General features: G+C 30.5%; 11 protein-coding genes. 2 read left to right on the top strand and 9 right to left on the bottom strand.

What is annotated here, in order from left to right:
* Positions 1–123: 123 nt before the first annotated feature.
* The 6 genes from LNQ49_RS03640 to LNQ49_RS03665 all read right to left on the bottom strand — a co-directional run bounded on the left by LNQ49_RS03640 (position 124) and on the right by LNQ49_RS03665 (position 9577).
* Complete coding sequence (locus LNQ49_RS03640; protein WP_229987363.1) at positions 124–1473, bottom strand: DUF4302 domain-containing protein; 1350 nt, start codon at positions 1471–1473, stop codon at positions 124–126.
* A gap of 44 nt (positions 1474–1517) precedes the next feature.
* Positions 1518–2384: a zinc-binding metallopeptidase gene (locus LNQ49_RS03645; RefSeq protein WP_229987364.1), complete on the bottom strand. Its 867-nt coding sequence runs from the start codon at positions 2382–2384 to the stop codon at positions 1518–1520.
* Between the two features lie 19 nt (positions 2385–2403).
* A complete protein-coding gene (locus LNQ49_RS03650) occupies positions 2404–3879 on the bottom strand; it encodes a RagB/SusD family nutrient uptake outer membrane protein (RefSeq protein ID WP_229987365.1) in 1476 nt (491 codons plus the stop codon).
* 12 nt (positions 3880–3891) lie between these two features.
* The gene (locus LNQ49_RS03655; RefSeq protein WP_229987366.1) at positions 3892–7599 is read right to left on the bottom strand and encodes a SusC/RagA family TonB-linked outer membrane protein; all 3708 of its coding nucleotides are present in this window, start codon (positions 7597–7599) and stop codon (positions 3892–3894) included.
* Positions 7600–7753: 154 nt separating this feature from the next.
* On the bottom strand, positions 7754–8875 hold the full coding sequence (locus LNQ49_RS03660) for a FecR family protein (protein ID WP_229987367.1): 1122 nt from the start codon (positions 8873–8875) through the stop codon (positions 7754–7756).
* A gap of 90 nt (positions 8876–8965) precedes the next feature.
* Positions 8966–9577, bottom strand: coding sequence for an RNA polymerase sigma factor (locus LNQ49_RS03665; RefSeq protein ID WP_229987368.1), 612 nt, complete (start codon positions 9575–9577; stop codon positions 8966–8968).
* A 748-nt stretch (positions 9578–10325) separates the two neighbouring features.
* Here LNQ49_RS03665 and LNQ49_RS03670 point away from each other — a divergent pair.
* Positions 10326–11204 carry a cupin-like domain-containing protein gene (locus LNQ49_RS03670; protein WP_229987369.1) on the top strand — a complete coding sequence of 293 codons (879 nt, stop codon included), beginning with the start codon at positions 10326–10328 and terminating at the stop codon, positions 11202–11204.
* 42 nt (positions 11205–11246) lie between these two features.
* Here the strand turns inward: LNQ49_RS03670 and LNQ49_RS03675 are convergent, their stop codons facing one another.
* The gene (locus tag LNQ49_RS03675; RefSeq protein WP_229987370.1) at positions 11247–11873 is read right to left on the bottom strand and encodes an alpha-ketoglutarate-dependent dioxygenase AlkB family protein; all 627 of its coding nucleotides are present in this window, start codon (positions 11871–11873) and stop codon (positions 11247–11249) included.
* A gap of 118 nt (positions 11874–11991) precedes the next feature.
* On the opposite strand from LNQ49_RS03675, the gene LNQ49_RS03680 reads away from it, so the two are divergent.
* Positions 11992–12753, top strand: coding sequence for an XRE family transcriptional regulator (locus tag LNQ49_RS03680; protein WP_229987371.1), 762 nt, complete (start codon positions 11992–11994; stop codon positions 12751–12753).
* 83 nt (positions 12754–12836) lie between these two features.
* Here the strand turns inward: LNQ49_RS03680 and LNQ49_RS03685 are convergent, their stop codons facing one another.
* Together LNQ49_RS03685 and LNQ49_RS03690 are read right to left on the bottom strand one after the other, a co-directional pair.
* Entirely contained in the window at positions 12837–13250 is a 414-nt protein-coding gene (locus tag LNQ49_RS03685; RefSeq protein ID WP_229987372.1) for a response regulator, read from the bottom strand.
* Positions 13251–13326: 76 nt separating this feature from the next.
* A complete protein-coding gene (locus LNQ49_RS03690; protein ID WP_229987373.1) occupies positions 13327–14742 on the bottom strand; it encodes a sensor histidine kinase in 1416 nt (471 codons plus the stop codon).
* Positions 14743–15119 lie beyond the last annotated feature (377 nt).

The following is a 15119-nucleotide window of genomic DNA, read 5'->3' on the forward strand; positions in this document are numbered from 1 at the left end:
CTACTTTACTTGGCTCCATAATTTATAGGTTTTACTTTTTATTTGAATCACTAAAACGAATATCTCACTTATTAAATAAAAAAGACTGCTTTAAAAAGCAGTCTTTTATTATTTTTTGTTTGACTATTGAAAAGCGAAAGTCGCTAATCTAAAGTTGCTTGAAGCAGATGTAAAAGTATAAACTGTGTTAGGTACTCCTGCTAGTTTGAAAGCTTCTCTCTTAACATATAACCCGTTTGGATTTGTTAATTCTTGATCAAATTTTTTCAACAACACTGGCTCAGCAATAAGTGCTGTAGCAGTTTGCCAAGAAATATGTTTAAGCGTAATTGTTTTCTTAACTGGATCCTCAACAACTTCTACGTTATGATATAAAGTAGCTTTTCCACCTGTAAAAGTATACGTTATATAAGTATCACCTCCATCGTTAAATTGTAATTGAACTCTATTAACCTTTTGCGCAGCTGGTAAACTAGCATTAATTTCATTCAGTAATGTATTACATAAAGTAGAATTTGCTGGTGTATTAATCAAAATTGATGCAATGTATCCAAATGCAGTTGCTGGTTGTCCAGGCAAAAGAATTTTATAGTCATCTGTTAAAACTAAAGGTTTTAAACTGTACTTAATGGCAACTGATACACCATCTTTTCCAGTAGCTGTAAAACTACCATCCGCATCATTATAAACAAATTCAGATAATGCTTGATCTTTAATTACAATAGCAGGACTTATTATTATCCCAGTAGGCGTATAACCTATACCAATATTATAACTTTCAGAAAAACCTGCAGAAACAGGATTTGCAGTAGCAAAACGAGTGTCATAATCAAAATTAAAATCAAATTGACGCGTAGTTGTTCCGTCATTAGTTTCTAATAATCTAAAAAGTGGACGGCTAGGTGCTCCAATTACATTATCTTCCATTATAATGTTTTCCTTCAAATTATCCCAATCTGCTGCAGTAGCTTTTACAAAACGTAATTCTCTGAAATTTCTGTTAGTTCTAAATACTATATCCCCTTTATCTTCTCCTTGAAACAAAAACTGAAAATCACCTAGATATCCTTGTCCCTTAAAATCATCGTTTGGGTAAGAATTAGAGTCAGATAAAAGGTGTATTCTGTTGGCAGTAGTAAAAACTACACTTACTGTACTCCCTAGCTGAATCTCATATTGACTATCAAACTTTTTTGTATCACTATCAAAATCAGATGCCATTGTTACTTTCCCTCCAGGAGAAAATTTAAACAAATGAGTATACCCTCCTAATTGTTGATTATCAGTAAAATAAACTGCTTTCCATCCATACTCTGAAGATAGTAATAACTTATCTAATTTTTCTGACTGAGCATTTATTCTACCCGTAGGCGTTTCGTCAAATTTTTGCTCTGTATCATTGTTACTGCAAGCAACTAATTGGATTGCTACAAAAGCAACAATTAGAAGCTTATATAAATATTTTATTTTCATAATGTTTTTTTAAATTAATGTTTTCGAACTTAATTTTTTAATTACTAATTGCCATTAATTACAATTGTAGTATTTTTTTCAGCCTCATCTCTTAATGCATAGAAATCCATATCAAAAGCATCTTTATAATATTTAACTACAATAGCTTCTTTCTTTTTGATATCTTCTCGTGCTTTTACACTAGTTATACCCGCCAAAATAGCTGCATATTCAGCTTTAGTACTAATCAAAATTATAGAAGCTGTCTCAGCAAAATCTTCAACAATATTAGATCTCGCATAACTAGTTATAAAACCTAATTCTCTCGAATTTTTTTCAGTTTCTAAATGCCAATTTGCTGTATATCCAGAAGGAGTTATTTTCCCCCATGCTTGCTCATCAAAAGGCTTATTTTGATTTAAAATATGTACATACTCATGTTGAATTGTATGAATAAATTCAGAAACAATTGCACGATTTTTTTTATTGACATAGTCTACTTCAAAAAGCGTAATTCTCTGTCCCCCTTCAGCAATACCTAAGGTTCTAGTACCGTTATCATTTGAATTTACTCCACCAACCAAAACAATTTCTCTTGGTGCTATTTTCTTCACAAAATCAGCACCTCCAATAGTTGCATAACTAGTTAACCATATTTGTTTAACAATTTCTAAAGCAGGCTTCACTTTATCGATAGTAGGAGGAAATAAAAACCTACTATTATCAACAGTATTCTGATTCCATTTATATTGTGCATTAATATTGTATGGGCTAAGATAATTCGTAGCAATCCATTTATCTAGCTCTGTTTTTTCAGGTTGAGTAAAATCTAATTGACTTTCCTTAGGTTGGTCTTCTTGAGCACAACTAGAGAAAATTAGAACTACTCCAGCAATTAATGCTATCTTTTTATATTGGTTTATTATTTTCATAATACTTTATATTAAATTTTTATCTAGGATTTTTTTCTACTCCGTTACTAGATGCACTAAGAGGTATTTGTAATGCTCTTCGTTTATCATTTTTTACTAAAATGTTTGTAGGACGATTAAAAATTTCATGTTTTACCTCGATATTAAAACGTTTCACATCAAACCATCTGATCCCTTCATGAAGAAAATCTCTTCTTTTTGTCTCAGCAATAGCTTTTATATAAGAAGTCTGTACTGGAGTCATAGCATAAAATGGAGTATACTCATCTGCAATTACTGGATATTTAGCTACAATTTTTGCTTCTGTCAACTTATCAGTTGCTGCATTGTAACCTGCTGTTCTTGTTCCTAAAAAGAATTCTAACTCTGTATTAGCTTCAGCTATTCTATTAGACATTACAAGTGCTTCAATTCTATTTAAATAAAACTCATCATTAGATAAAAGTACTGTCCCTAAAAATGGTTCTCCAATATTAGCAGTTAGATTTGTATACTTGAAATATTCTTTGAACTTAGGAACAAAATTAGTCTTACTGTTGTAAGAGTAAACCGAGTAATACCAAGCTTTATTATATATATTGGTTGCATTTCCCATAACTTCAGCAACTTTATTTCCTCCAAAATAAAATCTACTTAATTGATTCGCTCTAGAATATATTGAATAAGACGAAACTATTAATAAATTCGTAGGATGTTCTGCTCTTGCATAATCAATAAACTGAATGTTTGGATCTAAACTTGTTAAAGCTAAATAATCTCTAATTTTACCAACTGGTTTTGATCCGATTCCTTCAGTAACTTCAAGTACTTTAGCCCAATCCCCTTTTATTAGATAAAAACGACTTGCAAATGCTTTTCCAGCCTCTTTGTTGAAGTGAAATTTTGGCTCTTTATACTCATTTGTTACATATTTCAATCCTTCCTCTAAGTCTTTCTGAATGTAATTAAAAACTTCTTCAACTGTATTTCTAGTATATTTTTTAATTAATACTGTTTCTGGTTCAGTTACATATGGAATACCTAAATCTGTTGCAGCAGTTGCTGGGTTGTATCGATTACTCCAAAAGGATACTAACATAAAATGTGAATAAGCTCTAGCTAATAATGCTTCTCCTCTTTGTGCATTCATATTAGCAGGAAACCCTTGTTCTTCAATAGCTTCCAATGCTTTATTAGCATGTGCGATAGCTCTGTAACATGCTTCCCAATAGCCGGCCTGAGTGTCTATATCTGTTTCATCTTCCATCTCCCAGTTATAATTCTGCTCATTTTTAGCCAATGTTGATCCTAATCTTCCGTCAGTAACGTTATCAGTCATTGTTTCTGCAAAATCCATATAAGTTCCACCTGATGGATATGCATTTACCAATAATTCTGATATTTTTTCTGGAGTATCTATTTGTGTTCTATTATCAGGGGTTTCTGAAAGAAACTCATCGCAACTACTAATACTAATTAGTAATAATAATGATAGCGCTATTTTTATATTTTTCATAATTGAATGATATTATAATGAAATATTTAAAGTAAATGTATACTGAGAAGTTATAGGAAATGCTACTCCACCAGTATTACGGAATTCAGGATCCTGACCGTTTAATCTCTTATCAGAATAAATTAACCAAGGGTTAACTGCAGATCCTTTTAAGGTAAAAGTATTTAGACCTAACTTTCTCTTAAATTCTTTAGGAAATTCCCAGCTTAATGAAATGTTTTTCAATCTCACAAAATCACCATCAGCAATTCTAACATCTGAATAATTATAAGTGTTGTATGCTCTAGCAAGCGTACGTGCACCATCATAATTAGTATTTAATCTCTTATCTGCAATAACTGGAACATTAGTTATATTTTCATCTCCTGGATTAATCCATCTGTTTGTAAAGTCTTTTGTGAAAACAGTTAAATCATCATATTCACTATCATAAATAGGATTCAAACGAACTTTGTTTCCTGCAGATCCTACGAAAAACACGTATAATGACCAATTTTTATAAGTGAAAGTATTCGCTAAACCAAATGATTTATTTGGTTCAATTGAACCTTCGTATTTTAAATAATCAGTTACTTTATCATTATCCTGAAAATTAGCTCCAGTAATTTTATCATTCTGACCATTTTGCATTACAAATGTTGGAAGTCCTTGGTTATTTAAACCTGTAAATTGGTAAGAATAGATAGAGTTTCTAGGGCGACCTATAGCGTTCCCTCCATTTCCGTCAATTAAATCAAAAGCGGTTGGTTGGTTTTCTAACTTTGTAATTTCTTGGTTATAAACAGAAAAATTAAATGTTGTTGACCATTTAAAGTCTTTATTTACGATATTTTGCGTTGTTAAACCAATCTCTAAACCTTTGGTTTCCATGTTCGCATTATTACCTTGTTTAATTTTTTGACCACCAATACCTGATGTTACTACAAAATCAACTAAATCAAAAGCTTTACGTCTATAAATATCCGTTACTAATTGTACTCTGTTGTTAAACAAGCCTAAATCTAAACCAATATTAGTTTCAAATTGTTTTTCCCAAGTTAAATCCCCATTTTGTAATTGGTCAATTTCAATACCAGTTTCTCTGTCGTTTAAGTTCAAACGATTAGCCACAAAACTTTTGTATATAGCTAAAGAGTTGGTTGCTGGACCAGCTGTTGCTGTTAAACCATATGAAGCTCTTAATGCTAAATTATTTATTGATTTAAAATTTTGCATGAACTTTTCTTCAGAAGCATTCCATTTACCACTAAAAGTATATGTTGGCAACCATCTTGATGAACCACTATTTCCTTGTCTATTAGAACCATCATAACGTCCTGTAACAGACGCAGTATAACGACGATCATAAGTATATCCTACCTTTCCGAAGAAACCAACAGTACGCTCTCTTTCGCTATCAAATGCAAAATATGAGTTCCCTTCATTGATTATTTTTTCGATAATTCTAGGATCTGTAAAAGCTGTAAGACCTCTGTCATACTGAATTCCTGCAGCTGTAAAATTATCACTGTTTCTATCTAAAGATCGTAACTCTGTACCAAAGAAACCTTCAACTTCATGTTTATCATTGAATGTATTTCTATAATTCACACTATTTCTAATGTTGTAAGAAGTCATATCATTTGTAAACTTTCTTAAGAACCCTCCATTAGGTAAAACCGATACTGGTGGTGTAGATAAGTCATTTGGATCTTTGTATAAAAAGATATTTGCATCTCTAACAATAGTTGTTTCCATTGCATTATAAGCTCCAACAACGTTTGATGTTTCTAAAATCTTGTGCTCTCTTGTTGTATTTGCGTAACGTGCAGATCCAGTAAGATTATACGTTAAATGAGGAGTTATTTTATAATCTAAATCCAACTGAAAACGGATATCTTTTACATTAATATCTAAATAATTACTTTTCAACTCATTAACAATATTCATAGGAGCCCAGTTGTTACGGTAGTACTCTAGGTTTCCATTTTCATCGTAAGGTCTTAAAGTTCTACTTGTATTTAAAACATAGCTAAATGGGTTAATATCAAAATCTCTGGTAACTTTTCCAAAAACTTGATCTTTTTGACTTTCATATGTACCAGGTGCTTGTTGATCTCTAACAGAAGCCATTGTAGATAGCGTAATGTTCAATTTGTCATTTATAAAAAATGTACCTTTAATGTTTGATGATAATTGTTTTACATTATCAGCAATAGTCCATCCTGGATCTGTATAATATCCTAAAGAAGCATAAAATGTATTATTCTTTCCTCCACCAGAGAAACTCAAAGAGTGACTTTGTGTTATAGATGGTCTGAATAAAACTTTAAACCAATTTGTATTAGCTAACTCATACTTTTTCAAGAAATTATTACGACTAACTGGATCATTGTCTACTAAATAACCCCCAGTTTCTGGTACATAAGTATTAATTGCTTTTCCTAAAATATTATATACTCCACCGTATCTTCCTTGAACTGTTGAAGGTAAATCAAGATAACCTTTAGATTCCATTTCTTTAAAAATACTCATAGATTCCTGAGAATTCAAGATATCATATTGATCGTAACTTGGTACAGCTCTAACGCTTTGCTCCAAAGAGTAACTTACTTTTAAAGGAGAATCTCTACGCCCTTGTTTAGTGGTTACAACTACAACTCCATTTAAAGATCTTGATCCGTAGATAGATGTAGCCGAAGCATCTTTTAATATTTCTATACTTTGAATATCATTTGAGTTTAAACCTGCAACTGATGAACTTAATAATGTTTCTGAATTTCCAGAAGCTAAATCTGCAAATGAAATATTGATAATGTCTTCTTGTACAACACCATCAATAACCCATAAAGGTTTAGTATCTCCAAAAATTGAAGATGATCCACGTACAGTAATTTTAGGTGCAGTACCGAATGTTCCTGTAACGTTCTGAACTGTAACCCCTGCCGCTTTACCCTCAATCATTCTACTGATATCAGCAACACCATCAACTTTTAACTCTGCTCCAGAAATTTTACTAATAGCTCCAGTAAAAGTTCTTTTTGAGGTTTTTTCATAACCAGTTGTAATTACAACTTCTTTTAAGTTTTGTCCCAACTCACTTAAACTAATAGTAAGTGGAGAGTTTACAATATCAACTTCTCTAGTTTCCATACCTACATATGAAACTATCAATTTTGTACTATTTGCTGGCATATCAATTGTAAAATTCCCATCAAAATCAGTAAGCACTGCAACTTTGCTCCCTTTTGCAAGTACAGTAGCCCCCGGTAAAGGATCCCCTCTTTGATCAATTACTTTTCCTTTTACAATAGGAATAAACAAGCTTTCAAACAATGAGCTTGAAACATTTATATCTTCAAAGTTAGCTGCTTGTGAGCTATCCTTCTGTAATATAATTTGATTACTTACCTCAGAGTAAGTAATATTGAACGGTTTTAGCACTCGGTTAAGAATACTTGATAAAGTTTCATCATTAGCTTCGATACTCACTTTTTGATTCAATTGAGTCATTCTTGAGTTATACGAAAACTTAACTTTTGCTGATTTTTCAAGCTTAGATAACGCATTATCTAAACTCAAATTAACAACGTCAATTGTTACTTTCGTGTCCAATTTCCTTTGTCCTTTCACACTATTTGCCATAGTGACACTTGAAAAGACAAACGCCAAGACAAACTGAAATAATGTTATTTTCATGATTCGAAAGAGTAATCGTTGTTTAACAACAGGTTTTTTCATAATTTTGGTTTGTTTAATTAATACTATTTACTGGGTATTGAGGAACATAACAAACTACTCTTTACAGAGAGTAATTTGATTTTATCTAAGCGTCGAGAATGTTACAGCATCTTCGGCGCTTTTTTTATATCATTTTTTACATAAGCAATAGGTTTTATTCACATCCATTGGATGTAATGATGATTTGATTTCCATTCATCTCATAACTTGTATTGTTACCAAGGCTTTTACAAATAATCTTAAGTTTTTCAGGCAATGGCTGATCACTTAATGAAGTAGTAAGATGGCAATCTTTAAGTTTTGAATGGGGAAAATCAATCTTAACCAAATACGCTTGTTCAATTGTCTTGAATATTTGCGTAACTGGAATGTCAGTAAACTCGAAGCTTAACTGTTCTATATTACCTACTGAGTGCGCTAAAGACTCATCTAGTGTAATATCTGTAATTTTATTAAAAGTAAAACCTTGTCGTACAAAGCGTAAGGCTTGGTTAGGTAATAAAACAACTTCTTTTCTTTTTGAATCCGAATTCGTAAGTAGTTCATTAGATCTAACTGTTACTTTTCCTGTGCGTACAAGCACCTCAACGTTAGGTTGATCTGAATAAGCTTTGATCCTGAAACTTGTTCCTACTACTCGGGTAACTATCTCATTGGCGAAGACAAAAAATGGTTTTCTCGGATTCTTACTAATTTCAAAAAAGCCTTCGCCAGATAGATAGACTTTTCTCTCGTTTCCGATGAAAATTTTAGGATAACTTAGCTTACTGTTTGGTTTTAATAAAACAGAACTGCCATCAGATAAAGTTATAATCTGTGATTTATTTGTGTTGTTAGTTTGTTCTACAAGACCTTCGTAGTTTTCATTTACAAGTTCTTTATAGGTAACAACTTTTGCATCTATATTTGTATCACTCTTATAATACCAACTAGCTACAAGTCCGAAAAATAAAACAGCAGCAGCTCCTTTAAGCCAATAGCTATTCCAAAGTTTAAATCCAGAATAATTTGCTCCTTTTAGTTCAATTTCTCTTCTCTCAATCTTGTTCCATGTAGATTCTAATCCTGATTGAATATCTGCTTCAGAAAAAGTAATCTCAGGAACATACATTGCCAATAGCCATAGACGAGCTTCTTCAACTAATTTGGCACGTTTAGGATTCTCAAGAGTCCATTCTTCCCAGCGATCCAAGTCTTCTTCAGATTGCACCCATGTTCGGAATGATTTATCAGCTAAAAAATCTTCTACTTCTTTATAATCGTTACGTTCTTGCATCTTAAAATAAGGGTTACAAAAACATAGAGGACAGTTTTTATTTTATATACTCACTTATTTATGATTTTTTTTACATTTAATTAAAAAAAACTAAAAAAGGCTTGATGATAAGAGCAATAAAAGAGAAATATTGCCTTTCCATTCTTTACGAAGATTTAATAAAGCACGATGCAATAAGTTGTTTGCTGATTGGTAATTAACATTGAGCATGTCTGCAATTTGTTCTACACTAAGTCCTTCATTATATCTTAGATATAAGGCTTCTTTTTGCCTGCCTGGTAAACTATTTAATAATTTATTAAGATGAGAAACTTTACCTAAAGTTTCTTCATCAACAATAAGCTTATGTTCTACAGAGAAATCAAATAAGAATTCAATCGAATCTATTGAAGTTGTTTTGCGAAATATATGATCACGTTCATGAAGTCTAGCAATTCTCTTGCGCACACTAGATAACAAATACGCTTTTACAACAACCGAATCATCTAATTTTTCTCTATATACCCAAATATCTGTAAATACATCTTGCACACAGTCCTGCACTTTTTCGGCAAAAGGTGAAAGCGAATTTCCATAACGAACCAAATGCACATAATGCTTTTCAAAAAGTGACGAAAAAGCCTTTTCATCACCAGCCTTCATATTATTCCAGAGTATAGAATCATCAAGAACATCTACCTTTGTTATTGTTTGGATTTTCATAATATAGTTAGGATTAGTTGGCTATTTCAATTTGAACACGCTGATACACATACTGGTAAATTTTTTATTTAAGTTTTCTTGATTTTAAACTTTATATGTTAATAAATAAAAACCTACGTTTTGATTTTCATTAAAATTGATTTTCTACTATTTTATTATTATATCAGTAGAAATTAATTTAACAAATGATTTTATTTTTCTTAACATATTTATAAATTTCAATCTTAAAAAAAGAGCCTTATTTCAACAAAAACTCTAATTTTCAATACTTTACATCCCTTACTAACAAAGAATACTTTAGTAATAGATCCCAATTTATCATTCAAAATACCAAAAGACATAAAAGTTAAATTTAACCTTATATTTAATGTTTTATTAACAAACATAAACAATTATGAATAGAAAAATAATTTATAATCACAATTTTTTACAGAAATATAACAATCAAAATGAAATTGCATTTTTTTGTAGAAATTTACTTTTTTTGAGCATGTAAATTAAAAATTCAATAACTTTAGGTTAACGAATTATATCTAGTAAAAAAATCAATACAACATAACCAACCCGATTTATCAACTAAAAACCAAATTATCTAACAATACATTTCTTGTCTACAAAACCCATTAATCAATATAATCTTCCTACAAATTACAGTTGTATTTTTGCTTTGAATTGGAAAAAATGACTTAATTTTATGTAATTTTTTTCCTAGGATATATAATTTTCTAACAATTTTAAAATTTTAATTATGGCATTTGAATATATAGAAATTGAAAGAGTAGAAAAACTGACCAAAAAAGAATTTATAGAAAACTATTATAAGCCTCAAAAACCTGTAGTTATTACTAATCAAATAGAAGATTGGCCTGCTTTTACAAAATGGAATTTTGATTTTTTAAGGGAGGTTGCAGGAGATAAAACCGTTCCTTTATACGACAATCGTAAAACTGACCATACCAAAAAAGTCAATGAGCCCGACTTTACAATGACCATGTCTGAGTATGTGGATATACTCGAAAAAGGACCTACTCATTTGCGTATATTTTTATATAATTTGATGAAAGATGTACCATCAATGAAAAATGACATCCGATGGCCAGAATTAGGGCTTAGGCTAATAAAAAGCTTGCCATTAGTATTTTTCGGAGGTCAAAATGCTAAAGTTTTTATGCATTATGATATTGATTTCCCTAATATATTCCATATCCATTTTGAGGGAAAGAAACAGTGTGTTCTTGTAGATCCAAAAGAAACAAAATATATGTATCGCCTTCCCTATTCTTGGATTTGCAATGAAGATATCGATTTTGATAATCCTGATTATGAAAAATTTCCAGCTCTTAAATTAGTAAAACCATACATTGCTAATTTACAACATGGTGAAATGCTTTATATGCCTGAGGGCTGGTGGCATTACATGAAATATACTACTCCTGGATTTTCTCTGAGCCTACGTTCTTTGTCTGGCAGACCAACTAATGTAATTAAAGCCATAATTAATGTAGCTGTTATTCGCCATTATGATAATTGGATGCGAAAACGTAAAGGACAAGCATGGCTAGATTATAAAGACGAAGAATCGATTCGAAGAACAAATGCATTGTATATGCAGACAAATGACATGTAAAGAAATTAAATGTATAGTGGCTCACCATTTTGATTAGAAAATTTATAATTCCCTATCAACAATTCTAAAAGTAAGATTAATTCTTGGCAAAATATCTTTTGTCGTTTTGGGAACTTGATGTTGCCAAAAACTTTGTGTTGTTCCGCCCATTAATAAATAAGATCCGTGATATAACGGTATCTCTAAATGGGGTATGTCTTTTTTAAACTTATGTCTTAATTTAAAAATTCGAGTTTCACCAAAACTTACTGAAGCAATAATAGCATCCTTGCCAAAATTTTGTTCACGATCACTATGCCAACTCACTCCATCATTTCCATTTCTATACAAGTTGAGTAAAACACTATTGAACTTTACTTCTGTCTCGGCCTCTACTCGCTCTTTTATCTGTAATAATTCGGGCGTCCAATCTGGACAATCAAGTTTAACACCGATATTACTTTGGTCTTCATACCAAGAAATCATCCTAGGGACTTTAAGTGTTTTATCATACATTTCCATTTCGTATTCCCGCCATGCTGTTGTATTGAGTAATACATTATAATAATGATCTGATTCTTCTTTAGTAAAAAGAGAATCGGACAATATCAATTCAGTATCAGGCAAATCAAAAACCTTTTTTCCTCTATTACCAGTTGTAAAAATTTCGGTATCATTAAAAAGTAACATACTAATTGAATTAAGTAAAAATGAGTTAATAACTGATCGCTATTTTAATTTAAAACAAAATTAGTATATATCGTCACAAATTTCATATATTTACTGTGATAAATTATCCCATTAACATATGTCTTTATTTTCTGAAAATATTAAGCACCTTAGAGCCCGAAAAGAGATTTCACAACGTGAAGTAGCTGAAGGCTTGCATATATCTCGTGATCGTTATGCCAAATATGAAGATGGAAAAAATTCTCCTCCACCTGAGATATTAGTAGCAATATCACGTTTTTTTCATATTAGCATTGATCTCTTGCTTACAATAGAAATGAAAAAAATTCCTATGGGTGAATTGCTAAAATTGGGAGATAACCGAATATTATTGCCTATCACTGTAGATCGAAATGGGGATAATTTAATCGAAATTGTTCCGCATAAAGCAAAAGCAGGCTATCTTTCTGGCTATGCCGATCCTGAGTTTATCGAAAACTTACAACATATCTCACTCCCGTTCTTGGGTCATGGAAAACACAGGGCATTTCCGGTAGAGGGTGATTCTATGCCTCCACATGAAAATGGTTCTTTTATAGTTGGTAGATACATAGAAAATCTAGGTGAAGTTCTAGACGGCAAAACTTACATTCTCATTACCAAAACTGACGGTATAGTATATAAGCGTCTTAACAAAAACGGAAAGAATGATTTAATGGCTCATTCCGATAATACATTCTATCCTCCTTATCTTGTAAAAGCTTCAAATATCCTTGAAATATGGGAGTATGTATGCAACATTGGTAGAAATGATAAAGAGCAAAAATTATCTGAAATAGACACTATCAAGACCATGTTTTTAGAATTAAAAAACGAAATAAAAACCTTAAAAAACAAATAAGATTTATTTTAAACCTATCCCTCTTTAGTGTTTAAGAATTATGCTTAAAGAGCAATTTTATAATGTTTTTTATTTACTAAAAGCTATTGCATTTTTTCCTTCAAAGTAGGATATAATACATCTCCAAATTCTTTAATCGCAATAGGTTTACTTAAAAAATCTGTCACATAGCGATTACTCTTAATCCGTTTTATTTCTTCTCTTACTAATGAAGATGATAAAACAAATATTTGGGTTTCATCCCTTAATTCATCTGGTAGCTTGCCATACTCGATGAGAAATTCAAATCCATTCATTATTGGCATTTGAATATCAAGAAGGATAACAAGAGATTGAGAAAAACTCTTTCGATTATCAATAATCCATTCAATTCCTTCTTTACCATTATTAACAGCATTTACATGTGTTACATCAAGTACCTTTCTAAGCAGTTGTTTTATAACTAGCTTATCGATATCGCTATCTTCTATCAGCAAAAAAACATATTTAGATTCCATGGTGTCGATACTATTATTGGGAAAATATGGTATTAACATTTATTTTTATCTCATACTATTTAAATCATATGCTTTATTATAATCTAGGTATTGTTACTATAAATTTGCTTCCAACAGTAAATTCAGATTCTAGTTCAATGCTTCCATTGAGGCTTTTCACAGCCTCTTTCAATATATAAAGACCTAATCCTGAGCCTTTATTGCTATCAATAACATAAAACATTTCGAATATATGCTCCTTAAATTCTGGTTTAATTCCAATTCCGTTATCAATTACTTCTATTTTATAAAAATTCCCTTCGATATAGGCCTTAATTTGAATGCGCATTTCTTCTTTACTTTCATCTGCATACTTTATAGCATTAGAAAGTAAATTATTTATGATAATCTTTAATCTAAGACTATCGCTTTTAATTATATCAACCAAAATTTCAATATCTACAATAATACGATCTGCATTTCTTAAATGTGTATGTTGTATTATTGCGCCTCCAAATAAATTCACCAAACTTATGGATTCAAAAACAACTCCTTTTCTTTTGTTTTTAGAATAATCTATAATATCACTTATAAATTGATCTTGCTTTATTAAACTCGACTTCATCAAATTTAGATATTCTCTTATTTGTTCCAAGTCGTCTTCCATTTGTGTGATCTCTATCAATCCTTTGAGAGAAGTAATTGGAGAACGTAAATCATGTGAAGCACTATAAACAAATCTATCCAACTCTTTATTGGCAAGAATTAAATTCTCATTCTTAGCTTCAACTTCCTTTTTTGATATTATTATTCTTTTTACCATTATCGAATAATAAATACAAACGCTACTAACAATTATTAAAATGAAAATAATATTGGTAAGAATCAATAAATCTTTAATTGCACGTGTTCCTTCTCCTAACGTATTCGAAAATTCACGTTCATTTATGGTTAATTTATCACTAATTACACTAATAACATTTAGTATATCTTTTTGATCTTCTGTTTTTAAAGTCGAACTTCTTATCTTTTCATCAATATCTTTTCCAATCTCAGCCAATCGATTAACTAAATGATCTGCCTTCTCCCACTCATTAATCGCTTTTGCTAAAAAGGAAACAGATTTAAAGTTTCTAAACAACCAGATCATATCATCTAAATCCTTTTCATGATTGCGCCCGTCTCTTAATCCATTTTTAATAACATTGATATCACCATTTTCCAAAAGTAAGATTCGTGCAATCCCATCACCTTGAGGAACTTTTAATTCTTCTTTATATAACTTCCACTGTTCTTTATCTGCTGTATATAAATAGGTTATAAGATGTCTTACTGCATCTTTCTGTCCTTTTGAATAATGTGACTCTCCATTAACATACGCTCTGTTTGCAGATAAAATCTTAATTGTGAAAAAATTAATAAAAATTAATAATGTACATGATAAAAATACTATTAGTAAAAGAATGTAAACATTTGGAAGTTTTAAATTTTCTATAATTTTGGTTTTCGGCATACTTTAAATAATGATTATGGGGCGTATTTATACCAAGTAATTTTTAAATTGTTTTAAATTTAAGCATTTATTAGATAATTCTAACAAAAAAATGAAAGCTTGTACAATATTTTAACAAGTTTAACTTTATTTATAATATTAATTAAATCGCATATTGAGAAAATTTAAGCACTGTAAATCAGTTAGTAAAGTAAATTTTATTCCTAAAATTAACATTTTATTATTATTCTACTTAACCTATAGATTTTAATATAACCAAATTCTGAGTTACATTTGCACCATAATTTAAAGGAGTAAAATAAAAAAGTGCGTTTAGTTCCCTTTAATTCTACAAGAATTAGACACTTCCTTTATTTTATTAATGCTTACAAATAGTT

The sequence above is a fragment of the Flavobacterium pisciphilum genome (genome assembly GCF_020905345.1).
Classification (GTDB): Bacteria; Bacteroidota; Bacteroidia; order Flavobacteriales; family Flavobacteriaceae; genus Flavobacterium; species Flavobacterium pisciphilum.